At 72.8% G+C, this 22,290-nt stretch carries 17 protein-coding genes; 7 read left to right on the forward strand and 10 right to left on the reverse strand.

The annotated features are described in order from the left end of the window. Positions 1 to 66: 66 nt before the first annotated feature. Both QQM72_RS35910 and QQM72_RS35915 read right to left on the reverse strand, forming a co-directional pair. Positions 67 to 1,395: a HupE/UreJ family protein gene (locus QQM72_RS35910; protein ID WP_314224975.1), complete on the reverse strand. Its 1,329-nt coding sequence runs from the start codon at positions 1,393 to 1,395 to the stop codon at positions 67 to 69. 5 nt (positions 1,396 to 1,400) lie between these two features. Further along, positions 1,401 to 2,612 carry a DUF3500 domain-containing protein gene (locus QQM72_RS35915; RefSeq protein ID WP_314224976.1) on the reverse strand — a complete coding sequence of 404 codons (1,212 nt, stop codon included), beginning with the start codon at positions 2,610 to 2,612 and terminating at the stop codon, positions 1,401 to 1,403. Between the two features lie 124 nt (positions 2,613 to 2,736). On the opposite strand from QQM72_RS35915, the gene QQM72_RS35920 reads away from it, so the two are divergent. Both QQM72_RS35920 and QQM72_RS35925 read left to right on the forward strand, forming a co-directional pair. Beyond that, positions 2,737 to 3,510, forward strand: coding sequence for a response regulator transcription factor (locus tag QQM72_RS35920; RefSeq protein WP_314224977.1), 774 nt, complete (start codon positions 2,737 to 2,739; stop codon positions 3,508 to 3,510). After that, on the forward strand, positions 3,507 to 5,135 hold the full coding sequence (locus QQM72_RS35925) for an ATP-binding protein (RefSeq protein WP_314224978.1): 1,629 nt from the start codon (positions 3,507 to 3,509) through the stop codon (positions 5,133 to 5,135). Before QQM72_RS35920 ends, QQM72_RS35925 begins: the two co-directional genes overlap by 4 nt. Before the next feature lie 192 nt (positions 5,136 to 5,327). Here the strand turns inward: QQM72_RS35925 and QQM72_RS35930 are convergent, their stop codons facing one another. Next, positions 5,328 to 5,726 (reverse strand): DUF5994 family protein, encoded by a 399-nt coding sequence (locus QQM72_RS35930; protein WP_314224979.1) that lies wholly within the window; start codon positions 5,724 to 5,726, stop codon positions 5,328 to 5,330. Positions 5,727 to 5,908: 182 nt separating this feature from the next. Further along, positions 5,909 to 6,103, reverse strand: coding sequence for a hypothetical protein (locus tag QQM72_RS35935; RefSeq protein WP_314224980.1), 195 nt, complete (start codon positions 6,101 to 6,103; stop codon positions 5,909 to 5,911). A gap of 263 nt (positions 6,104 to 6,366) precedes the next feature. On the opposite strand from QQM72_RS35935, the gene QQM72_RS35940 reads away from it, so the two are divergent. Beyond that, entirely contained in the window at positions 6,367 to 7,110 is a 744-nt protein-coding gene (locus QQM72_RS35940; protein ID WP_314224981.1) for a TetR/AcrR family transcriptional regulator, read from the forward strand. Here QQM72_RS35940 and QQM72_RS35945 read toward each other — a convergent pair. Further along, positions 7,073 to 8,497 carry a DUF2252 domain-containing protein gene (locus tag QQM72_RS35945; protein WP_314224982.1) on the reverse strand — a complete coding sequence of 475 codons (1,425 nt, stop codon included), beginning with the start codon at positions 8,495 to 8,497 and terminating at the stop codon, positions 7,073 to 7,075. The two genes, QQM72_RS35940 and QQM72_RS35945, sit on opposite strands and share 38 nt — an antisense overlap. A 579-nt stretch (positions 8,498 to 9,076) precedes the next feature. Between QQM72_RS35945 and QQM72_RS35950 the strand changes: the two genes are divergently transcribed. The 3 genes from QQM72_RS35950 to QQM72_RS35960 all read left to right on the forward strand — a co-directional run bounded on the left by QQM72_RS35950 (position 9,077) and on the right by QQM72_RS35960 (position 16,714). Continuing rightward, the gene (locus tag QQM72_RS35950; RefSeq protein WP_314224983.1) at positions 9,077 to 10,723 is read left to right on the forward strand and encodes an MFS transporter; all 1,647 of its coding nucleotides are present in this window, start codon (positions 9,077 to 9,079) and stop codon (positions 10,721 to 10,723) included. A gap of 453 nt (positions 10,724 to 11,176) precedes the next feature. Continuing rightward, entirely contained in the window at positions 11,177 to 15,541 is a 4,365-nt protein-coding gene (locus QQM72_RS35955; RefSeq protein WP_314224984.1) for an nSTAND1 domain-containing NTPase, read from the forward strand. Positions 15,542 to 15,943: 402 nt separating this feature from the next. After that, positions 15,944 to 16,714 carry a glycosyltransferase family 2 protein gene (locus tag QQM72_RS35960; protein ID WP_314224985.1) on the forward strand — a complete coding sequence of 257 codons (771 nt, stop codon included), beginning with the start codon at positions 15,944 to 15,946 and terminating at the stop codon, positions 16,712 to 16,714. Here the strand turns inward: QQM72_RS35960 and QQM72_RS35965 are convergent. The 5 genes from QQM72_RS35965 to QQM72_RS35985 form a co-directional block, all read right to left on the reverse strand. Then, entirely contained in the window at positions 16,704 to 16,889 is a 186-nt protein-coding gene (locus QQM72_RS35965; RefSeq protein WP_314224986.1) for a ferredoxin, read from the reverse strand. The genes QQM72_RS35960 and QQM72_RS35965 overlap by 11 nt on opposite strands. 25 nt (positions 16,890 to 16,914) lie before the next feature. Beyond that, a complete protein-coding gene (locus QQM72_RS35970; RefSeq protein WP_314224987.1) occupies positions 16,915 to 17,418 on the reverse strand; it encodes a hypothetical protein in 504 nt (167 codons plus the stop codon). Positions 17,419 to 17,753: 335 nt separating this feature from the next. Continuing rightward, entirely contained in the window at positions 17,754 to 18,149 is a 396-nt protein-coding gene (locus tag QQM72_RS35975; protein ID WP_314224988.1) for a luciferase domain-containing protein, read from the reverse strand. 82 nt (positions 18,150 to 18,231) lie between these two features. Next, positions 18,232 to 19,125: a TIGR03943 family putative permease subunit gene (locus tag QQM72_RS35980; RefSeq protein WP_314224989.1), complete on the reverse strand. Its 894-nt coding sequence runs from the start codon at positions 19,123 to 19,125 to the stop codon at positions 18,232 to 18,234. Further along, positions 19,122 to 20,171, reverse strand: coding sequence for a permease (locus QQM72_RS35985; protein ID WP_314224990.1), 1,050 nt, complete (start codon positions 20,169 to 20,171; stop codon positions 19,122 to 19,124). Before QQM72_RS35985 ends, QQM72_RS35980 begins: the two co-directional genes overlap by 4 nt. A 188-nt stretch (positions 20,172 to 20,359) precedes the next feature. On the opposite strand from QQM72_RS35985, the gene QQM72_RS35990 reads away from it, so the two are divergent. Continuing rightward, a partial coding sequence (locus QQM72_RS35990; protein WP_314224995.1) for an NAD-binding protein occupies positions 20,360 to 22,290 on the forward strand: 1,931 nt, incomplete at its 3' end.

Below are 22,290 nucleotides of genomic sequence, written 5' to 3' on the forward strand. Positions count from 1 at the left end.
GAGCCGGGCCCGGCCCTGATCTTCGAATGGCCGTCGGAGCCTTTCGACGCAACGCGCGGGCAGGGCCTACTTTCCGGTCGCCGCCCAGGGCACCCCGCATCGGACGCGAGCCGCGACGGCGAGGGTCGCGACCGCGCCGGCGACGAGCAGAGGGTGCCCGACCAGCCATGTCTGAGCGCCCTCGAACGGGTCGCCGGCGGTCAGCGTCGCGCGTTCGAGCATCCAGGACACCGAGAACACGAGCCCGATGGCGGCCACTCCGATGCGGAACGCCGGGTAGACGGTCGTGCGGGACAGCACGATCAGGGACGGCATGATCAGGACGACGACGAGCAACTGGGTCAGTTCGATGCCCAGGTTGAAGCCCAGCAGCGTGGTCACGAGCGACCCGCGGTCCAGGCCGAGGTCGCCGATGAGCGAGGCGAAGGCGAGGCCGTGGACGAGCCCGAAACCCGCGGCGATGAGCACCTCGCCGCGCGCCACCAGCGGCCGAATCGCGTGGACCGCCGAGACGGCGATGGAGAGGGCGATGAGCGTCTCGACCGGTCGTGACGGGACGTGGATCACTCCCGAGGCGGCCAGGGCGAGGGTGAGCGAGTGGCCCAGGGCGAACGCCGACACGACGTGCACGACGCGTACGAGACTGCGGCGCGGCGATGTGACTGCGGCAGCCCCGGTGGCCTCGGCGACTCCGTCAGCCCCTGCGACCCTGGTGGCCCCGGTGCGCCATCGGCCGCCGACGGCCACCAGCGGGGCGGGGACGAGCAGCATCAGCAGGAACAGCAGGTGGTCCGCGCCCTCACCGACATGCTCGATGCCGAGCCCCGCCGTGGTGACGAAGCCCTTCAGCCAGGAACCCTCGTCGGCCGGGACCCGCAGGCTCTTGGTGTCCCAGTCGAGGACGCCGAGGGTCTCGGCGTCGTCCGCCTTGAGGATGCCGCGGTCGAAGTCGTACCGGACGGTGGCGATGACCTTGTGGGTGAGGAGTTCCTCGACGATGACGTCGTAGCGCAGACGGAAGTCGGTGACCTGTCCGTCCGGCGGGCGGATGGTGAGCGGGTAGACGAGGTGCGCCGTCCCGTCGATCGTCCGCACCGACGCCGTGCCGAGCCCCACGGTCCAGGGGCTGCCGTCCTCGCCGACGGCGCTGATGTGCTGCGCCGTGTAGCGCTTGAGGAAGGACCGGTCCTCGCCGAGCACGCTGGTGCCGGTGAGATCGCGGTCTACGGCGATCGCCAGGCGGTCGATGGGCAGCTGCACCTCGCCCTCGACCCGGTCGTCACGGATGTCGAGCAGAACGGCCGAGGTGCTCATCGGGTGGGCGGCGGCCGGCGACGCGAGGCCGCCGACCAGCAGGAACGCCGAGAGCAGCAGGGCGGAGACGAGACGGCGCACGGACGTCACTCCCAGCCGTAGTCGGAGGTCTCGTCCCGGAAGATCGTGTGCTGGTGGATCTCGTCGGTCGAGGCACCGGGCTGGTTGGAGAACTCGATCCAGGCGGACGGCCCGTCGAGACGGACGTACGTCTGGTCGTTGTCGATGGTGGTTCCGCCGCTCCAGCCGATGTACGTCTCGTCGTACTCGGCGACGTACTTGGCCAGGAGCCGTGCCGCGGCCTTCTCGTCCAGGTCGTCGACCCAGGTGCGCAGCATCGCGGTGACCTTCGCCTGCTGCTTCTTGGTGAGGCTGCTGACGAGGACGCCCTCGGGTGCGGTCGGGAAGGGGCCGTCGTTGCCCGGACCGAGGTAGAGGTCGTCGAAGCTGCCGTCGATCTCGGCGGCGGCCAGTTCGCCGGCGGTGAGCGACTGGACGGCGCCGATGGTGGCGGCCCTCTTGTCCGCGAGCGGGGCGTAGGCCTTGTCGTCGAGGATGAACTCCTCCGGCTCGACCGCGGTCAGGGTGGGTGACATGGTCACGTTGTTGCCGGCGTAGGTGATGTTGTAAGCCGCGTGGTGACCGCCGTACTGGACGGTGAACTCGCCGGATTTGCTGGGCTGTCCGAAGAAGGAGAGGTAGTACCACTCCGAGCCGAAGTTGGCGCCGCCTCCGCCGCCGCCGGGCCCGCCGGGGCCGCCGGTGGCGCCGTCGGTCGGGGCTCCGGAGGGAGGCGTGCGGGTGGCGGTGGGGGAGGCCGACGCGCTGTCACCGGTGTCCTCGCCGTCCGACAGCGACGCGAGGTAGTCGTCCGCCTTGCGGATCTCGACGAGTTCCTCGTAACCCTGCTTGCTGAGCGCCGCCTCCATGACCTTCATGGCCGCCGCGTCCTGCGCGTCGGTGAGGTCGCCCAGCTTCAGGCCGTTGCGCTCGACGACGGGCGTCGGGAAGTTCGACCAGCCGGTCTTCTTCGCCTCGTCGTCGAAGTCGTAGAGGACGGCGTCCTTCTGTTCGTCGGACAGCGTCGCGAGGAAGGCGTCGGCGGCCTTCACGACCTCGGCGGTGTTGGCGCCACCGGCTCCGGTGCGGGCCGCGGAGGCCGGGACCGCCTGCTTGGCGACCGTCGCGGAGGCGGACCCCGGGTCGAACGCGAGATAGCCGACGGTACCGAGGGCGACGCTGAGGCACGCGGCGAGCACCACGGGCCGGCGCAGAACGGGGCGTGTGTGGGAGGACATGGGACTCCTGTGGCCTGAGGACGGTGGGGTCCTCCATCGTGGGAGAGGGGTCTCAGAGCACGGCCGGAGCCAGTCCGGAATTGGATGAGAAGGAGCTCACAGAACGCTGTGCGAGCATGCCCGCATGCCGGAACGCGTCCTCGTCGCCGATGACGATCGTGCCGTCCGCGAAGCCGTCGAGCGGACACTGGAGCTGGAGGGGTACGACGTCGTCACCGCCGGTGACGGCGTGGAAGCCCTGGTCCTGTCCCGCAGGGAGTCCTTCAGCGCGCTCGTCCTCGATGTGATGATGCCGCACATCGACGGTGTGGCCGTGTGCCGTGTGCTGCGCGCCGACGGTGACCGCACCCCCGTGCTGATGCTCACCGCACGCGCCGGGATCCCCGACCTGGCGCACGGTCTGGACGCCGGCGCCGACGACTACCTGCCCAAACCCTTCGAGGTGCCCGAACTGCTCGCGCGGCTGAGGGCGCTCCTGCGCCGGGCCGTGCTGACGGCATCGCCCACCTCGCCCCTCTCGCCCACCTCGCCCACCTCGCCGGCCGACAGGACCAGGGAGAGGGAGGGCGACGAGGGCGCGGAGGGCGCGCGCTCCCGTGACGTGCTGCGGATGGCGTCACTGCGCATCTCCCCCGGTACGCGTCGCGTCTGGTGGGGGGCGGCGGAACTCCGCCTGACCAGAACCGAGTTCGACCTGCTGGAGCTGCTGGTGCGCGACGAGGGGCTCGTCCTGGACCATGCGTCGATCTACCGGAGCGTCTGGGGTCCCGACGCCGGTGTGGACGCGAAGAACCTCGCCGGATACATCGGCTATCTGCGGCGCAAGCTCACCGATGCCGGGGCACCCGACCTGATCCGCACGGTACGCGGCGTGGGTTACGCGGCGCGGCGGCCGTGAGCCTGCGCTCGCGGTTCGCGCTCGCCTTCGCCGCCGTCGGTGCCGTGGTGGCGGTGACGGTCGGTGCGCTGAGCTACCTCGCCGCCTCCGACAGCGTGTTCGCGGAGGTCGACCGGACGTTGCGGTCGACCACCGTGGCCCTGACCCGTGGCATGGAGAAGCGCCAGGAACAGACTCCGGCCGACCGGGTCAGCCAGAACCCCGGCAGTCAGGACTCTGTCGGCCAAAGCTCCGGCGGTCAGAGTCCCGACGGCCAGGATCCCGTCGGCCAAAGCTCCGGCGGTCAGAGTCCCGACGGCCAGGATCCCGTCGGCCAAAGCCCCGGCGGTCAGAGTCCCGACGGCCAGGATCCCGTCGGCCAAAGCCCCGGCGGCCAGGATCCCGGCAGTCGGACCCCTGCCCCCTTTCCCGGGCTGGACCTGCCCGCCCCCGGGGGTGAAGCGGCACCGCAGCCGGTCCTGCAGGCCGTGGGCCGGGACGGGACGCCCATCCGCCTGAGCGGCCCCCTGGCGAAGCTGCCGGTGTCCGACGCCGCGCGCGCCCTCGCCGCCTCCGGCGAGGCCGGACAGTCGGACATCACCGAGATCGACGCGGGCGGTCACAGCTACCGCCTGCTGACGACCGCACTCGGCGAAAGCCGCGGCGCCCTGCAGGTGGCCGTCCAGGTCGACCAGACCCGCCAGGTGCTGGCCGGCATGGCGCGGCAGATCGCGGCGGTCAGTCTGGCGGTGATGCTCGTGGCGGCGGCCGCGGGCCGGCTGCTCGCCGGACGCGTCACCCGACGGCTGGCCCGGCTGGCCGAAGTCGCCGAGGAGGTCAGCACGGACGGCCGGGTCGCTCACGACGCCGCGGAACCGGTGGGCGGACGTGACGAGGTCGGGCGGCTTTCCGCGTCCTTCAGCAGGATGCTCGGCCGCATGGTCGCCGCCCGCGAGGCCCAGGAACGGCTGGTGCACGACGCCGCCCACGAGCTACGGACTCCGCTGACCAGCCTGCTGGCCAACGCCACCGTGCTGCATCGCGCCGCCGAGCTGTCCCCCGACTCCCGCGACCGGCTCCTCGACGACGTCCAGCACGAGACGCGCGAACTCGGTCACCTCGTCGACGAACTCGTCGAACTGGCCCTGGCGGGCGGTCGCGAGGAGGCCGAGGAATCCGTGGACCTGGCCGAGGTGGCGCGGCGGGCGGCGCGACGCGTGTACCGGCGCACCGGACGCCTGGTCCATGTCGACGCCGACGACTCCGTGGTCCGCGGCCGCCCCCAGGGCCTCGAACGCGCGGTGGGCAATCTGCTGGAGAACGCGGCCAAGTTCGACGCCGACGGCGACGAGCCCATCGAGGTGCACATCCGCCGGGGAGCGGTCACCGTCCATGACCGGGGGCCCGGCATCGCCGCCGACGACACGCGGCGCGTGTTCGACCGCTTCTACCGGGCCGACAGCGCTCGCGGCCTGCCCGGCTCCGGACTCGGCCTCGCCATCGTCCACGACGTCGCGGGGTCCCACGGCGGATCCGTGTCGGCGGGTACGCGGCCCGGCGGTGGCGCCGCGGTGGGCTTCACGGTGAGCCGCTCACGTCTTCTGCCGGTCTCCCGCCCACCGACGGAGGCCGCGGCGGCGGACTGACCGCGTCCATGCGTCCATGCGTCCGTACGTCCATGCGTCCATGCGTCCATGCGTCCGCATCGCCGCGGTGCCGTCCGGGACTCGTGGACGTGCGGCCCGATCGCCGGTGACAAGGCGAACGGACTTCGCCGGCCGGTCCGCCGACTGGTCCGTCCGCCGACCGGTCCGTCCGCCGGCCCGTCGACCGGTCTGTCAGGAGTGAACGTCTGCCGCGGCTGCCATGGACGACTGTGCGGCCCGCTCGGTGGTGTCCGGAGGGACGACCAGCAGGTCCCAGCGCCCTTGGCCGGGCGCGAGCAGGACGACGGTGTCCGGGGCGGATGTCGTCACGGTTCTGCGCAGTCGTACGACCTGGTTGCAGACGAGGGTCCGGCCGGGCGTCGCGGACCACTTCGACCCGCTGACGGTGACGCTGGTGATCTGGCCCCATTCGGGCGGCAGTCCGCCCAGGAGACGGGGGAGTTCGGAGAGCAGGTCGTAGGAACGGGGCCACCATGCGCCGTCGATGGGCCGTGGCATGGTGCCGCGGGGCGCCAGGCTCAGGCGGAGGAGGGGCTGGGACGGAAGCGGGGGCTGCAGCGCGGTGGTCATATCTGCTCCTGTCGGCCGCCTTCGGCGGTCGGATCAGTGGGCGGTGGCCGGTGGGCGTGAATCGCCAGCCCCTTTTTGCCCTGGCGGGGATGGATCCCTCCGGAGAGAGCGCGGCCAGGGGAAGCGTTGCCCCTGCCCGGGGGAGCCCCTGCCCGGGGGACGCAGGGCCGCGGGGGCGGCCTTCAGCGGCTTCCGCCGTCCATGAACGGGTGCCCGCGCGAGCCGTCGTCCTCGCGCCTCGGCGGAGAGCTTCCGGTGTCGTCACAGGCGAAGAACCAGCGGAGCGCGTCGGCGACCTGCCGGGCGACCGCCGGGTACGACGACACCCTCGGCGCGGCCGAGGCACGATCGGACCGGTGAGCGGCTTCGGCTGCCATAAGGCGGAACCTGCCTCGAGCGCGGAGCACCCGGTGTGGTCGAACCAGGAGGACGAGACCGGCCTGAACGCCGGTGTACGAAGGATCCTCGCTCCCCCAACCTACTCCCCCACGCCCCAGGAAGACGCGGGTCCATGACGACGGCCCGCTCCGGGACCTCGGACCCGGGCCTGTCGTTCCGCCGGCGTCGCGGCGGCTCAGCGGGTGACACCCACCGACGAAGACACGACCCACACGGCGTACCGGCCCTGTGGGGGCACCTGATGGAGGCTCCGGACCACGTCCCCGCCGAGCGGGCCGATGCCGCCCGCAATCGTGCCCGGCTGCTGGAGGCGGCCGCCCGGCTGGTGGCCGAGCGAGGGGCCGAGCACGTGACGATGCAGGCGGTCGCGGAGGCGGCCGGGGTGGGAAAGGGCACGCTGTTCCGCCGGTTCGGCGACCGCGACGCGCTCCTGCTCGCCCTCCTAGGCGAGGCGGAGGCCGAGTTCCGGGAGGCGTACGTCCGCGGTGCCCCGCCGCTCGGACCTGGTGCCCCTGCCAGGGAGCGGCTGGTGGCGTTCGGCTGTGCGCTGATCGAGCGCATCGCGGCCGAGACGGACCTGGGCGCCGCGCTGGGGCGTCAGGTGATCCACGAGCGCCGCCACGCCTCCGGCACCGGCCGCGCCTTCCACCGTCACGTCTCGGCCCTTCTCGAAGAAGCCGGAGTCGACGGGGACCACGACATGCTCGCGCACGCCCTGCTCGCCTTCACGAACTTCGAGACGACGGACTACCTGCACGTCGCGTGCGGGGCCCCCGTCGCACGCCTCCAGGCCACCTGGGCGGACCTGGTACGGCGGGTGACCCCCGCCGAGAGCCCGCCTTCCGGCTCGGGGTGGAGGTCGCCGTTCCTCCGCCGGCCGTGTCGATGTCCCGGCGGGTGCGGGTGCCGCTGTGAGCCGCCTCCGCACCCGCCGGGACCGCCCGCCTTCAGGCGGCCTCCTGGGCCGGCAGTCGCCCCTCCTTGACGGCGGTGACGAGTGCCTCGTGGTCGCGCTCGTTCTGGTCGGCGTACTGCTCGGCGAAGGTCACCAGCGCCCGGTCGAAGCTGTCGCCGCCGCCCAGATAGGCGGCGATGGCGATCCGGTCGCCGGACCTCGCGTGGGCACGGGCGAGCGTCGCGCCGCACAGCGCGCCGAAGGTGCGCATGCCGCGGGGCACCATGTCCTCGGCCACGGCGACCCACTTCCAGTCCCGCAACTGCCGTACGTAGAAGTCCCGTCGCCGGCCGTCGATGCCCTCGACGCGCTCCCAGCCCAGGAAGATGTCGCTGGTGGCCTGCATCAGCCGCTGTCCGGCGACCACCCGCTCGCCCTGCGTCCGGTACGTGCTCGCCCCGGCGAAGGGCGCCAGCACCGACTCGTCGGCCTCCTTGGCCTGGAGGAACAGCGGATCCTCGTCGTCCCTGCCGAGCAGCAGCACGATCCAGCAGCGGGTGCCCACGCTGCCCACGCCGACGACCTTGCGGGCCATGTCGGCCACCCGGTACTGCTCCAGCAGGTACCGCCGGTCCGACTGGACGGACTGGCCGTAGCGCTCGATCAGCCGGCGGATGCCCTTCTCCACGTCGCCGCCTCGGCCTTCACCGGGAAGCAGGTCGTCGAGACGGGTGATGAGCGGGGGGTCCGGCGCGATGAGGCGCCTGCCGTCGACGACGTGGGTGAGCTTGTCGAAGACCTGGAGGGTGTCGTGCGAGAGCGCCTTGGTCACGGCCTGCGCCCACCGCTCGCGGCCCCGCGCGGACAGGTCCGCCCCGAACTTGTCCCGTACCCAGTTGACATCGAACTGGGCGTACCAGACGGCCAGGTTGCCGAGTCCGGCGAAGGACCGCATGCTCTCCCGGTACGACCGCACGGTGGCCCGTACGATCGAGGCCCGCTGCTTGGTGCTGAAGCCGTTCGCCCGGCCCGCGATGACGAGGCTCGAGGCCAGGCGCTTGACGTCCCACTCCCAGGGACCCGGCAGCGTCTCGTCGAAGTCGTTGATGTCGAACATGAGGCGCCGCTCGGGTGAGGCCAGCAGCCGGAAGTTCAACATGTGTGCGTCACCGCACAGTTGGGTGCGCAGCCCCGTCGTCGGGGTGTTCGCGAGGTCGGACGCCATGATGGCGGCGGCCCCCCGGTAGAACCGGAACGGGGACTCGGACATCCTGCTGTAGCGGATCGGCACGAGGCCGGGCAGCCGGGTCGCCGACTGCCTCTCGATGATCTTCAGCGGGTCCGGCCGCTTCGGTCCGGGCGCGAACTCGGCGTGGCTGGAGCGGGGCGCGGTCGCCCGCGCGGCCTTGCCGAGCGCGGCCCGTTCCTGCGGGGCGCGGTGCCGCACGTCGTGTCCGTCCAGTTGGTTGTCGGTCATGGCTGCGGCTCCGTGGGGTGGTCTCGCCGGACGCCCGGGGCGTCGGCGAAGGTCATGGCCATGGCGTGGTTGCGGGGGTGCGGGCTCCCTTCGGCCGGTCATGAGCGGTCCGCGTGCCCGCGCCTCGATCGACGGGAGCGCGGTCGGCGTCGGCCGGTCCGCGTGCCCGGACGCCTGCCGTATCGCCGGTGTGTCCGCTTCCAGGGCACCAGGGATCCGCTCCGCGGACTTCACCCGCCTCGGGTGATCTCCCGGCCCCGGCCACGCCACAGGCCCCGGCCACGCCACCGGCTCCGAGGGGCAGTGCCGTACCCCGCGCATCACCGAAGAAGTCATCACGGCCCCGCGGGAACGCTGACGCCTGGGCGGCCGGGTCGCGGCGAGCCCGGCGAGCCGCCACCCGGCTGACTCCATTGGCGGGTCGCCGATGCGTTCTGCGGGAGCCCGGCGAGCCGCCACCCGGCTGACCCCGCCCGCGGGTCGCCGACGCGTTCCTCGGGAGCCCGGCGAGCCGCCACCCGGCTGACCCCGCCCGCGGGTCGCCGACGCGTTCCGCGGGAGCGTGGCGAGAATGCGACCATGCCCCCCACAGCGGATACGCACGGCAGTTCGAAGACGGCGCGGATCGTCCTGCTGACGCTCGCGGCGGGGCAGTTCCTGATGGCGCTCGACAGCTCCGTCATGAACGTGTCGATCGCCACGGTGGCCGAGGACGTGGACTCGACCGTGACCGGCATCCAGGGCGCGATCACGGCGTACACCCTCGTGATGGCGATGCTCATGATCCCCGGCGGCAAGGTCGGCGCGCTGATCGGCCGCAAGCGGGCCTTCATGATCGGCTGCGTCATCTACGGATGCGGGTCGCTGACCACGGCTCTCGCCCCGAACCTGCCGGTGCTGATGGTCGGATGGTCGCTCCTGGAGGGGATCGGGGCGGCGCTGATCCTGCCCGCGATCGTGGCGCTCGTCGCCGGCAACTTCACGGTGGAACGCCGCCCCGCCGCCTACGGACTCGTCGCCGCCGCCGGGGCGGTCGCCATCGCGCTCGGGCCGCTCATCGGAGGCGTGGCCACCACCTACTTCTCCTGGCGCTGGGTGTTCGCCGGGGAGGTGATCCTCGTGCTCGGCATCCTGGTGCTGGCCCGGCGGGCCGCCGACGCGGTGCCCGACCGGCGGCCGCGCATCGACCTCGCCGGGGCCGTGCTCTCCGCCCTGGGGCTCGGGATCTTCGTGTTCGGCGTCCTGCGCTCGTCCGAGTGGGGCTGGTTCCGGCCGAAACCCGACGCACCCTCCTGGCTGGGAGTCTCGCCGGTCGTCTGGCTGATGCTCGCGGGCCTGTTCCTGATCTGGGTGTTCCTCCGCTGGGAGAGCCGGCTCGTCGGCCGGGGCAGGGAGCCGCTCGTGCAGCCGGCCCTGCTGGAGAACAAGCAGCTCACCGGCGGCCTGACGATGTTCTTCTTCCAGTACCTCGTACAGATGGGCGTCTTCTTCGTCGTACCGCTCTATCTGTCGGTCGCGCTCGGCCTGTCGGCGCTCAAGACCGGCGCGCGCATCCTGCCGCTCTCGCTGACCCTGCTGGCCGCCGCGATCCTGATCCCGCGGCTCCTCCCGGACGTCTCACCGCGCAGGGTCGTGCGGTACGGGATCCTCGCGATGTGCGCGGGGGCGGTGATCCTGATGGCCGCGCTCGACGCGGACGCGGGCGCGGAGATCGTCACGATCCCGCTGCTGCTGATCGGTCTCGGCATGGGCGCGCTGGCCTCCCAGCTCGGCTCGGTCACCGTCTCCGCGGTGCCGGACGAGCAGAGCGCGGAGGTCGGCGGCGTCCAGAACTCCGTCACCAACCTCGGCGCCTCCATCGGTACGGCACTCGCCGGTTCGATCATGATCGCCACGCTCACCACCTCGTTCCTGACCAGCGTCGAACAGAGCCCGGCGGTCCCGGATCGGGTCAAGAGCGAGGCGGCCGTCCAGCTCCAGAGCGGGGTGCCCTTCCTGTCGGACGCCCAGCTCAAGACCGTCCTCCAGGACGCCGACGCGAGCGCGGCCGTGACCGACGCCGCGCTCGACGCGAACGCGGAGGCGCGACTCGACGGCCTGCGCGCCGCCCTCGCCGTCCTCGCGCTCGCCGCTCTCCTCGCCCTGTTCTTCACCCACCGGATCCCGACGACCCAGCCGGGCTCGACCAAGCCGGGCCCGACCGAGCCGGGCCCGACCGAGCGGTAGCGGGACCCCGCCATCTTCCGCGGCACCGAGCGGTAGCGGGACCCCGCCCGTCTTCCGCGGCACCGAGCCGTAGCGGGGAGCCTCCGCCTTCCGCGGCAGGAGACCCGCCTCCTGGCGCGGGGCCGGGCGCGGGGCCAGGGCTGGGGGCGGTCACCGTCATCTCCGTCGAAACCCGAGGATCGTCACACGCCGCACCGTTGGCCACCGGTCCCTCCCCTCGTGCGGACCGGTGACGAACGGTGCGGGCGGAGTCGACCACGCCATGACGGCGCGGTTCGCGCGCCGGGCGCGCGGTCGCCCGCGTCACGCCCGGTTCATGCGCTTCTGCATCCGGATCCTGCCAGGTGAGGCCCGAACCGAGGAGGATCCGATGTCCGGTCAGCCACTTAACCGCAGGTCAGCCATATAAAGTGGTTTTTCCGGTCCGGATTGCAGGTGCGGGGGAAGTTAGGGGTGGAGGCCTTGAGTTCCGACTCGGGCGCACGCACAGCCTTCGCGGAACGACTCGCGCTGCTGTACAAGGAGGCCGGCAACCCTCCGCTCAAGCGCGTGTCCGAGACGGTCGCCCGACTCCAGCGGGTCGACGAGCGGGGACGGCCCGTAAGGGTGTCCACCCAGCGGATCAGCGACTGGCGACGGGCCAGGAACGTACCCGCCCAGTTCGCCGCCCTCGCCGCCGTACTGCACGTCCTGATACCCGAGGCGCGGCGCGCGCGGCCGGCACCGGTGTCCACCGGGCTGTACGACCTCGGCCAGTGGCAGCGGCTGTGGGAGCGGGCGGTGGCCGATCCCGTCGTCGGCGATGCCCCCGTCGCCCCGGTGACGGAGGAGGCGGGCGAGCGGCCGGCGACCGAGACTCAGGGTGTCCCCGGCGGGGTGTGCCCCTACCGCGGGCTCGCCTCGTACCGCGAGCAGGACGCCCGTTGGTTCTTCGGCCGGGAGCGGAGCACGGACGCCCTCGTCGTCCAGCTTCGCGCGGCGGAACGGACGGGCGGCCTGGTCATGCTGGTCGGCGCCTCCGGCGCGGGCAAGTCCTCGCTGCTCAGCGCCGGTCTCGTGCCCGCCCTCCAGAACGGTGCGGCGGCCGACCGGAACCGCGGCGGCCGGGCGGCGAAGGCCGGCGGCTCCGGCTCCCCGCGGGTCCTCCAACTGGTGCCGGGCGCCGATCCGCTCGCCGAGCTGACCAGCCGTATCCCCGAGCTCGCCCCTTTCACCACATCGACCTCTGCCTCTGACTCCGCCTCCGCCTCTACCTCTGGCTCCCGGTCTGGTTCTGGCTCCCGGTCCGGCTCTGGCTCGGCCAGGACCACAGCCACAACCACAACCACAGCCACAACCACAGCGACAGCCGCCGGCGAAAAACCCGGCACCCCCGGCTTCGCGCGGGCCGTACGGGAGGCCGTCACCGCCTGGGCGCGACGAGACGCGGCCGCCTCCGCCGAAGCTCCCGCCTCTTCCGAAGCCTCGGCCTCCTCCGAAGCTCCCGCCTCCTCCGAAGCTCCCGCCTCCTCCGAAGCTCCCGCCTCTTCCGAAGCGACCGGCCCCTCCGCTCCTTTCGCCCCCTCCGCGTCCTCCGTGTCCTCCGCCTCTTCCGCCCTCGCCGCCCTCCCCGCCCTTCCCGTCATCATCGTCGACCAGTTCGAGGAGGCCTTCACCCTCTGTACCGACGAGGCGGACCGGCGCCTCTTCATCCGGCTCCTGCACGACGCCTGCACCCCCGCCGACCCCGACCCCGGCACGGCGGGCAGGCCGTTACCGCCCCCCGCCCTCGTCGTCCTCGGTGTCCGCGCCGACTTCTACGAGGAGTGCCTCAGCCACCCCGAGCTCTCCGACGCGCTCCAGCACCGGCACATGGTGCTGGGGCCGTTGTCCACTTCGGAGCTGCGCGAGGCGGTGACCGGGCCGGCCAGGGCCGTGGGGCTGGAGCTCGAACCCGGACTGGCGGAGCTGATCATCCGTGAGGTGACCGTCGACGGCCCGCGTGGAGCGCACGCGGGCGCGCTCCCCCTTCTCTCGCACGCCCTGCTCGCCACCTGGCAGCGCCGGAAGGCGGGACGGCTGACGCTGGCCGGCTACCGCGCGGCGGGCGGGATCCAGGGCGCGGTGGCGGCGACCGCCGAGCGGGCCTGGTCCGGGCTCGACCCGGCGGCGCGTACGGCTGCCCGGCTGCTCCTGATGCGGCTGGTCCGGCTCGGCGAGGACACCCAGGCCACCCGGCGCCGGGGCACCCGTCGGCAGCTGGCGGAGGAGTCGGCCGACCCCGGCAAGACGGAGGAGTCGCTCGAGGCCCTGGTGCGCGCCCGGCTCGTGACCCTCGACGCCGAGACCGTCGAGATCACCCACGAGGCGCTCCTGCACGCCTGGCCGCGGCTGCGCGACTGGATCGACGAGGACCGCAGCGACCATCTGCTGCGTCAGCGGCTGGAGGAGGACGGCCGGGCCTGGGACAGCTCGAACCGTGACGCGGCGCTGCTCTACCGGGGCTCCCGGCTGGAGCAGGCCCGCAGCTGGGCGAAATCCGCCGGCGACACCTTCCTGACCCGCAGCGCGGTGGAGTTCCTGGCCGCGTCGGTCAGGCTGCGCAGGCGCATCGTGTGGATCAGCCGGGGCGCGGTGTCGGCGTTGGTGGTGCTGGCGATCCTCGCCGTCGGCGCGGCCGTGGTCGCCTGGCAGCAGCGCAACGACGCCGTGTTCGAGCAGGTGGTCGCGGAGGCCGACCGCGTCCAGTACACGGATCCGTCGCTGTCCGCGCAGCTCGACCTGGTGGCGCACGACCTGCGGCCGGACGACGCGGGCACCAACAACCGTCTGATCTCGATCGTGAACGCGCCGCTGGCCACGCCGCTCCTCGGCCACACCGGCGCCGTCTACCTCACCTCGTTCAGACCGGACGGCAAGGTCCTGGCCACCGCCAGCTACGACCGGACCGTCCGGCTCTGGGACGTCGGCGACCGGTCCCGCCCCAAGTCCCTGGGCAAGCCCCTCACCGGCCACCGGAGCTGGGTGAGCAGCGCGGTGTTCAGCCCGGACGGCCGTACCCTCGCCAGCGCGGGCGACGACGGCACCGTCCGGCTGTGGGACGTCCGGGATCCCGCGCACCCACGCCCGCTCGGGAAGCCCCTGACCGGCCACACCGGCACGATCTACCTGCTCGCCTTCAGCCCGGACGGGCGGACACTGGCCTCGGCGGGCGAGGACCACACCGTACGGCTGTGGGACATGACCGCACCGGGCCGGCCGACGGCGCTCGGCGCGCTGACCGGCCACACGGCCGCCGTGCGCTCCGTGGCGTTCAGCCCGGACGGCCGTACTCTCGCGGCCGGCGGTGACGACAACACGATCCGGCTGTGGGACACGGCCGACCCGCGTCGGCCGAAGCGGATCGACAGGGTCCTGACGGGTCACACCGACACCGTGCACTCGCTGGACTTCAGCCCCGACGGGGCCACCCTCGCCAGCGGCAGCACGGACGACACGATCCGGCTGTGGAACGTGACCGACCCGGGCCGGGCGACCCAGCTCGGCCCACCGCTCACCGGGCACACCGGTCCCGTGTGGTCGGTCGCGTTCAACCCCGCCGGGACCATGCTGGCCGCCGGCAGTGCGGACAGCACGGCCACCCTGTGGAACGTGAGCGACCCGGCGTACCCCTCGCAGGTCGGCGAGCCGCTCGCGGGGGGCAGCGGTGAGATGTACGCCATCGGCTTCAGCCCCGACGGCCGGACCCTCGCCACCGGCAACGGCGACGGCAAGGTCAGGCTCTGGTCGGTCCCGACCTCGGACATGATCGGCCGCAGCGGCGCCTTCCGGCCGGACGGACGGGTACTGGCCACGGCCGCCCGCGACGGCAGGCTCCGGCTGTGGAACGTGGCGGAGCCCGACCGGCCCGTCACGCTGGGCGCGCCCTTCATGGCCGCCGACGGCGGCGAGCGCACACTCGCGTTCTCCCCCGACGGCCGTACGCTCGCGGTGCTGACGGCCAACCGGGCGGTGTACCTGTGGGACGTCACCGACCCGGCCCGGCCCGTCTCCGCGGGGCCGCCCGTCGAGCTGCGCACCCGGTTCCTGGGCCCCGACGCGCTGGCCTTCGCGCCGGACGGCCGCACGCTGGCGACCGCCTACGACGACCGCACCATCCAGCTGTGGGACGTCGGCGACCCGGCCCACGCCACCGCGCTCGGCTCCCCCCTCACCGGGCACAAGGGGTTCGTCAACACTCTCGTGTTCAGCCCGGACGGACGCACCCTCGCCAGCGGCAGCGCGGACCACACGGTACGGCTGTGGAACGTGACCGACCCCCGGCACGCCACCCCCGCCGGCAAGCCGCTCACCGGGCACGTCGGCCCGGTCAACGCGCTCGCCTACAGCCCGGACGGCCACACGCTGGCCAGCGGCAGCGACGACGACACGGTACGGCTGTGGGACGTGACCGACCCGGCGCGGGCGTCCCGGCGGGGCCCGCCCCTCACCGGCCACACCGAGGCGGTGGCGTCGCTGACCTTCAGCCAGGACGGCGACACCCTCGCCAGCGGCGGCAACGACAACACGGTCCGCCTGTGGAACGTGACCGACCCGACCGGGGCCTCCCCCATCGGACAGTCGATGAGCCCCAACGCCAAGACCGGCAACTTCCTGTCCTTCAGCCCCAACAGCCACATGCTCGGCGTCTCCAGCGGCGCCGACACCGTAAGGCTGTGGAATCTGGACGTCGACGAGGCGATCAGGCGGATCTGCGCGACCACGCGAGGCGTGCTGACGGCCGACAAGTGGCACGAATACCTGCCCCGGCTCTCCTACGAGCCCCCGTGCGAGGACTGACCGGGAGAGTGATCCCGATCACAACGGCAGAGCAGCTGAGAAGTCGGCTCCCGCCGACCCGGCTGCCTTGTTAGCCTTGGCCATAGCCCGGTCGCTGGTGCATCCCCCGTCGCCAGCGACCGGGCCTTTTCCTGCCCTTCTCCCGGCCGGTCCCGCCCTTTCCCGGCCCTTTCCCGGCCCTTTCCCGCCGAGCCCGTCCCGGTGAGCCCCCTCGGTGTCCCCTCGGCGTCCTCTCCATGCCCCCTCGGCGCACCCCGGTGCACCCTCGGCGAGTTCCGTGGACCGGGAGTCGTAGGCTGGCGACGTGCCGATACCCAGCAAGGTGAGCGCGGTCCGTGACAACGGGGGGCGCGAGCGCTCAGGGCGCCTCGACCTCCCGGCACTTTGCCCGGAAGTGTGCTCGTGAGCCGACGCATCGTCATAGTCACCGCCGTGCACGCCCCTTCGGCCCGGTATCTGCCCGAGGCCTACGAGTCGCTGCGCACCCAGGAGTTACCCGCCGGCTGGGACTGGCACTGGGTGATCCAGGAGGACGGCGCGACGGACGAGGTCGCGTGCCGCGTGCCCGACGACACCCGGGTGACCTTCCGTCAGGGGCGGCCGGGCGGACCCGGAGTCGCCCGCACGATCGCGCTCGCGCACGCAGAGGGCGAGTACGTGAAGGTCCTGGACGCCGACGACCGGCTCGCGCCCGGCACCCTCGCCCGCGATCTGGCCGCCCTCGAACGCGATCCGGGCCTCGGCTGGGCGACCTCGAGCGCCCTGGACCTCCTGCCGGACGGCTCCACGGTCGGCTTCCCCGGCGATCCCGCCGAGGGGCCGATCGAGCGGGGGACCGTGCTCGACCACTGGAAGGCGAACGACTTCCGCGCGCCGGTGCACCCCGCGAGTCTCTTCGTACGGCGGGACCTGCTGACCGCGCTCGGCGGCTGGATGGCCCTGCCGGCGTCCGAGGACACCGGCGTCCTGCTGGCGCTCAACTCGGTGAGCCGCGGCTGGTTCTCGGCGCGGACCGGGCTGCTCTACCGGAAGTGGGACGGCCAGGTGACGGGCCAGTCCGCGCATGTCGACCCCGCCGAACGGGAGGCGCGCATGGCGGTGGTGGAGGCGCGTACCCGGGCGCTGGAGTCCTTCCGCTGGAGTTACCCGCCCCGGGGCGCCCTCAGAGACTGATGGCCTGCGACGGGCAGCGCTCGGCCGCGTCCCGCACCCGCGGGTCGTCGCCCGTGTCCTCGCGTCCCGGGACGACGGCTCCGAAGCCGTCGTCCGCCGTGGTGAAGACGGAGGGCACGCGGAATGCGCACTCGCGGGAGCCGTAACAGAGTTCGCGGTTCACTGAGACCGTCATACGACGTGCCTGCCCTCCGGCCCCCTCAGTCAACCGCCCCGCCGGCCAGGGCCATCCAGTGGGCGAGCCTGCGCAGCGTGGCCTCGTCCACCTGGTCGACCAGGGTCCGGACGGCCGTCACGTCGTCCGGCGCGAGATCGTAGAGGCCCGCCTTGCTCAGGCCCGCCATGAGGACCTGGTGCCGACGGTCCTCCATGCGTTCCGCGAGCTTGGCGTGGCCGGGCCGCACGGCGCCGTCGCCCGGCGACGGGGGCGCGGCCTCCGGTCCGACCGCGGCCGACGACGGGTCGAAGCGCTGCCACTCGCCGTCCTTCGGCCCCCACAGGGCGACGGCGACCTCGTCGCCCCGGGCCCGTTTGACCTGCGTCATCTCGCCGATCGCGTACAACACGGGGGTGCGGTCGGGGGATTCGGCGCCCGGCCGCCAGGACGTCGAGGCCGGGTCGTAGAACATCGCCACCCAGCGGGGAACGCCCGGCGGCCGCGGGCTCCGGGGAGGACGGCTCGGACGATCAGGTTCGGTCTCCATGGCGCTCGCCCCTTCCGTATCGGTATCTGTATCGGCGTCGGTATCGGCGTCAGTACGAGTGATGGCGTCGGTATGGGTGATGGCTTCAGCACGTCAGGGCGACCATAACTGACGGATCGTCAGCTATCCAGACGGCCGGGACGGATTGCCGAGACGTAGGGGCAGGCGGCGCCGGGCGGCGGACGGTCGGCGCGGGCACCTGCCAACCGACGGTCGGGGCGGGCACCTGCCAACCGGCAGGAAGCACCGGGAGCCTCTCCGCGACCGTGAATCGCCTGCTCACCAGGGCGGACTCCACCCTCCGAACGACACCGGGTGAAGGAGGCCTCGGAGGTCTAGATACCGCCGGCGCTGTCGCGGGTGAGCGCCAAGTCCCGGTGCTCGTTGCAGCGCGGAAGGACGGTGGGGTCCACGTCCGGGTGCCGCTGGTGGGCCTGGAGAGCGGCGCTGACGAGCGTCATGAGCAGGTCGATGTCCGTCTCGCACTCCAGGTGGACGGTCACCCAGGGCGAGCCGGGCAGCAGCCGGATCGCGCTGGAGTGCCTCAGGTCCCTCTCGAACCGGTGGATCGCCTTGCCGGTCAGATGCAGGTCGACACTCCGGTCGGAGTGGAAGTGCGCGATCTCGACCCCGCCCGAGCGCAACGCCCGACCGGTGCCGCAGCTGGGCCGGACCTCCGCGAGGTCGGGCCAGGTCGCCAGTCGTGTCAAGGCACGCGAGGCCGCCGTCATGGCCCCATCATGAGGCGCTAACCGCCCGGCCACCAGGGGTTGAGGGAGCCTTAACCGCGCCGTATCGCGAAGAGTTGCGCCCTCAGTTGTTCCACGACTCGTCGTAGGGGTCCCGCGGGGTCGGGGTCGGGGTGGCGGTGGTGACGCTGATGAAGGGGATGGGGCCGTTGTTGACCGGGTCGTGGGTGGTGCGAGGGGTGTAGGTGCCGGTGACGGCCAGCCAGGTGTCCGGCTGGAGGACCGGGGGGATGTCTCCGGTCAGACCGACCTTGACCGGCTGGGCGTCGGCGGCGCAGCAGTTGAGGGCCATGCGGACCAGGTAGGGCGTGCCGTCGTGGTCAAGGGCCACGAAGCCGGTCAGGCGGACCTCGCGGCCGGTGAGGGTGCGGCCGTGGTCGTATACGGCTCGGCCCGCGTAGTCGACGACGCTCAGGGGCAGCGGGTCCGTGGCGGGCAGGGCCGGGTAGGCGAGGGGCTCCTGGAGGGCCGTGCCCGTGCGGGTGGCGCTGTACGAGCCCAGGGCCGGCGGGGCGACCAGGATCAGCGCCAGGAGGGGGAGGATCAGGAGCCAGGAAACCCGGGGTTCGGGGTGGGCATGCTCGGGGACGGCGTGTTCGGGACGGGCGTGTTCGGGGCGGGCATGTTCGGGACGGGCATGTTCGGGACGGGCATGTTCGGGACGGGCGGGGGCTTCCGCGTCTGCCTCCTGCTGCTCCTGCCCTTGCTCCTGCTCGCGCTTCGCCGTCGTCTTCGTCGTCTTCGTTGCCTTCGTCGTCTTCGTCGTCTTCGTCGTCTTCGTCCTGCGGTGTTCGTACCAGGCCGTCGCCAGCGCCGTGACGATCAGGATCGCGCCGGACGCCAGCAGCAGCGGGCGCAGGCCCGCCTTCACGTAGCGGAGGTAGAGGTCGGTGGTGCCGGCGTGCAGCAGGGCCGCGCCGAGGAGGAAGAGGACGGCCGCCTGGGACTGTCGGTTCACAGCAGGAGCCATCCCGTCAGGACCGCCGACGCGATGGCCAGCGCGAAGGTCGCCGGGGCGAAGCGGAGCGCGAAGCCCCGGCCGAAGGTGCCCGCCTGCATCGCGAACAGCTTGAGGTCGATCATCGGACCGACCACCAGGAAGGCGAGCCGGGCCGTGAGGGAGAACTGGGTCAGGGACGCGGCGACGAACGCGTCCGCCTCCGAGCAGATGGACAGGACCACCGCGAGGACGGCCAGCGTCAGGACGGCGACCGCCGGGTTCTCCGCGGCCGTGCGCAGCCAGCTCTCCGGGGCGACGGCCTTCAGGGTCGCCGCCGCCATCGCGCCCAGGACCAGGAAGCCGCCGGCGTGCATCACGTCGTGCCGGACCGAGTCCCAGAAAGCGGCCCCCTTGGTCTCCCCCTCGTGCGGCGCGTGGGCCGGCAGCCGCAACCAGTCCGTGCGGCCCAGCCGTTGCCACAGCCAGCCCATCGCGCACGCGACGAGCAGACTGGCGACGAAACGGGCCAGCACCATCTCGGGGTTGCGGGGGAAGGCCACGGCCGTCGCCGTCAGCACGATCGGGTTGATCGCCGGGGCGGAGAGCAGGAAGGCGAGCGCCGCGGCCGGGGTCACGCCCCGGCGGACCAGGGCGCCGGCCACGGGGACCGACGCGCACTCGCAGCCGGGCAGCAGCGCGCCCGCGAACCCGGCGACCGGGACCGCGAGTCCGGGGCGGGACGGCAGGGCGCGGGCGAAGAAGGACGGCGGTACGTAGACCGCGATCGCCGCCGACAGCAGCACCCCCAGCACCAGGAACGGCAGCGCCTGCACCACCACCGCCACGAACACCGTCGTCCAGCTCTGCATCACCGGGGCGGACAGCGCGCGCCGGATGGGGCTCTGCAGCAGCACCATCAGGAGCAGCAGCATGGTCAGAACCAGGGGCGAGGTGAGCCGCCCGGGCTCGTCGGGCCGCACGGGAGGTACGGGAGGTGCGGGAGGTGCCTGCGGTCGGTCCCGGGGGGCGCCCTCCTCGTGCGGGGCCGCTCTGGTGATGGCCACGGGTCGCGCACCTCCGGCTTCCGTGTTCTCCCTGATGCCTGTTTCTCGCATTCCCTCCCCTTTCATACGGGGGTTACGTACGGGGTGTTCACCTCATCCGTGGAACCTCCCGTCCCGGTGAGGCAGTCTTCTCCCTCGTGGGGAGCGTTCCGAATCAGGGTCAGCCGCCGGGCACCGCCGGCGCGCACATGGTGGTGTGCGGTGACGACGGTCTCGCGCACCGGCTCGCCGCCGAACTGCGGGGGGTGTACGAGGAGCAGGTCACGCTCGTCGTGCCGCCCGCCGAGCGGACGGTACGGCCGCCGGTCGTGGGGCGGGCGCGGGCCGTGTCGGCGGCGCTGCTCGACCGGGTGGTGAGCGCGGCCGTCAACCGGGCGGCGGGCAACGGCACACCCACCGCCCCGAGCGAACCCGCCAACGGACAGCGGACCTTGGAGGCCGTGGAGGCCACCGAGGCGGTGCTGGCCGAGGCGGGCGTGGAGCGGGCCGCCGCGCTGGCGCTCGTGTACGACGACGACGAGACCAACATCCGGGCCGCCCTCACCGCTCGTCGGCTCAACCCCCGATTGCGGCTCGTCCTGCGGCTCTACAACCGGCGGTTGGGCCAGCACATCGAGGAACTCCTCGACCAGGCGGCCGCGTTGGCCGCCGAGAGCGCGGGCGCGACGGGGGACGCCTACGACACCTCCGCCGGTGACGCCTCGACCACCGTGCTCTCCGACGCCGACACCGCGGCCCCCGCGCTCGCCGCGACCGCCGTCGTCGGCACCAGCAAGGTGGTGCAGACGGCCGGACTGCTGCTGCGCGCCGTGGAGCGGCCGCCGGCCGGTCCCGGGGAGTCCGACCCACCGGGCCTGCCCACGCTCGCGCTGCTCTCCGCGATCGGCAGCGACCCGGCCTTCGCGGACGGTTCCGAGGCCAGCGGTGAGCAGGGGCCACTGCTGTTGCCCGACGCGGCGGCCGTACGCGAGGCGGCCGTGTCCGGGCGGCGCGGGTCCGTCGTCCTGGAGCAGGTCGCCTACTCCGCCGGGCCCGCGTTGCCGGCCGGACGAGGCGTCGGGGTCGTGGTGCCGTTCGCCTCGCTGTTCTCGCGGCGGCTGCGGTGGTCGCTGGCCGGGCTGGTCGGGTGTGTGTTCGCGCTGGCGGTGGCGCTGTGGCTGGTGACCGGCATCCATCCGCTGGGCGCGCTGTATCTGACGCTGCTGGATCTGTTCGCCATCAACGACCCGGCCGTCGGGGCCACCACCGAACGTCAGGTCCTTCAACTCCTCTCCGGACTGATGGGGTTGCTGCTGCTGCCGGTGCTGCTGGCCGCGGTGCTGGAGGCGCTCGGGACGTTCCGCGGGGCGGGAACCCTACGCCGGCCGCCCCGGGGTCTCGGCGGGCATGTCGTGCTGCTCGGGCTGGGGAAGATCGGCACACGGGTGCTGACCCGGTTGCGTGAGCTGAACATCCCCGTGGTGTGCGTCGAGGCCGGACCGGAGGCGCGGGGGCTCGCGGTGGCGCGGCGGTTACGGGTGCCGGTGGTACTGGGGGACGTCACGCAGGAGGGGGTGCTGGAGGCCGCGAAGATCCACCGCGCGCATGCGCTGCTCGCGGTGACCAGCTCCGACACGACGAATCTCGAGGCCGCGTTGTACGCGCGGTCGCTGCGGCCGGACCTACGGGTGGTGCTGCGGCTGTACGACGACGACTTCGCGACCGCCGTGTACCGCACCCTGCGGGCCGCGCATCCGCAGGCGCTGACCCGGAGCCGGAGCGTGACACATCTCGCGGCGCCCTCGTTCGCCGGGGCGATGATGGGGCGGCAGATCCTGGGGGCGATCCCGGTGGAGCGGCGGGTGTTGCTGTTCGCCGCGCTACGGGTAGGGGGACATGCGCAGTTGGAGGGCAGGACGGTCGGGGAGGCGTTCCGGGCCGGGTACTGGCGGGTGTTGGCGCTGGACACCGGCCGTGAGGGCCAGGGCGGATCCGGACTGCTGTGGGACCTCTCGGACGCGTACAACCCCCACGGGGGGAAGTGTGTCCAACTGGCGTGGCAGAGGTACTCGAACTCCCATTGGCGCCCCGCGGCGCGGCCCTTCGGCCGCCGCGAGCCGTCCTCCGACCCCGTATGCCC

The sequence above is a fragment of the Streptomyces zaehneri genome (genome assembly GCF_032248645.1).
Classification (GTDB): domain Bacteria; phylum Actinomycetota; class Actinomycetes; order Streptomycetales; family Streptomycetaceae; genus Streptomyces; species Streptomyces coriariae.

What these genes read in the sequence shown, in the direction of transcription:
- QQM72_RS35920 (WP_314224977.1), top strand. Translation starts at nt 2,737, where the DNA reads ATGCCGGAACGCGTCCTCGTCGCCGATGACGATCGTGCCGTCCGCGAA.
- QQM72_RS35975 (WP_314224988.1), bottom strand. Translation starts at nt 18,149, where the DNA reads ATGACGGCGGCCTCGCGTGCCTTGACACGACTGGCGACCTGGCCCGAC.
- QQM72_RS35950 (WP_314224983.1), top strand. Translation starts at nt 9,077, where the DNA reads ATGCCCCCCACAGCGGATACGCACGGCAGTTCGAAGACGGCGCGGATC.
- QQM72_RS35915 (WP_314224976.1), bottom strand. Translation starts at nt 2,612, where the DNA reads ATGTCCTCCCACACACGCCCCGTTCTGCGCCGGCCCGTGGTGCTCGCC.
- QQM72_RS35940 (WP_314224981.1), top strand. Translation starts at nt 6,367, where the DNA reads ATGGAGGCTCCGGACCACGTCCCCGCCGAGCGGGCCGATGCCGCCCGC.
- QQM72_RS35945 (WP_314224982.1), bottom strand. Translation starts at nt 8,497, where the DNA reads ATGACCGACAACCAACTGGACGGACACGACGTGCGGCACCGCGCCCCG.
- QQM72_RS35970 (WP_314224987.1), bottom strand. Translation starts at nt 17,418, where the DNA reads ATGGAGACCGAACCTGATCGTCCGAGCCGTCCTCCCCGGAGCCCGCGG.
- QQM72_RS35930 (WP_314224979.1), bottom strand. Translation starts at nt 5,726, where the DNA reads ATGACCACCGCGCTGCAGCCCCCGCTTCCGTCCCAGCCCCTCCTCCGC.
- QQM72_RS35935 (WP_314224980.1), bottom strand. Translation starts at nt 6,103, where the DNA reads ATGGCAGCCGAAGCCGCTCACCGGTCCGATCGTGCCTCGGCCGCGCCG.
- QQM72_RS35965 (WP_314224986.1), bottom strand. Translation starts at nt 16,889, where the DNA reads ATGACGGTCTCAGTGAACCGCGAACTCTGTTACGGCTCCCGCGAGTGC.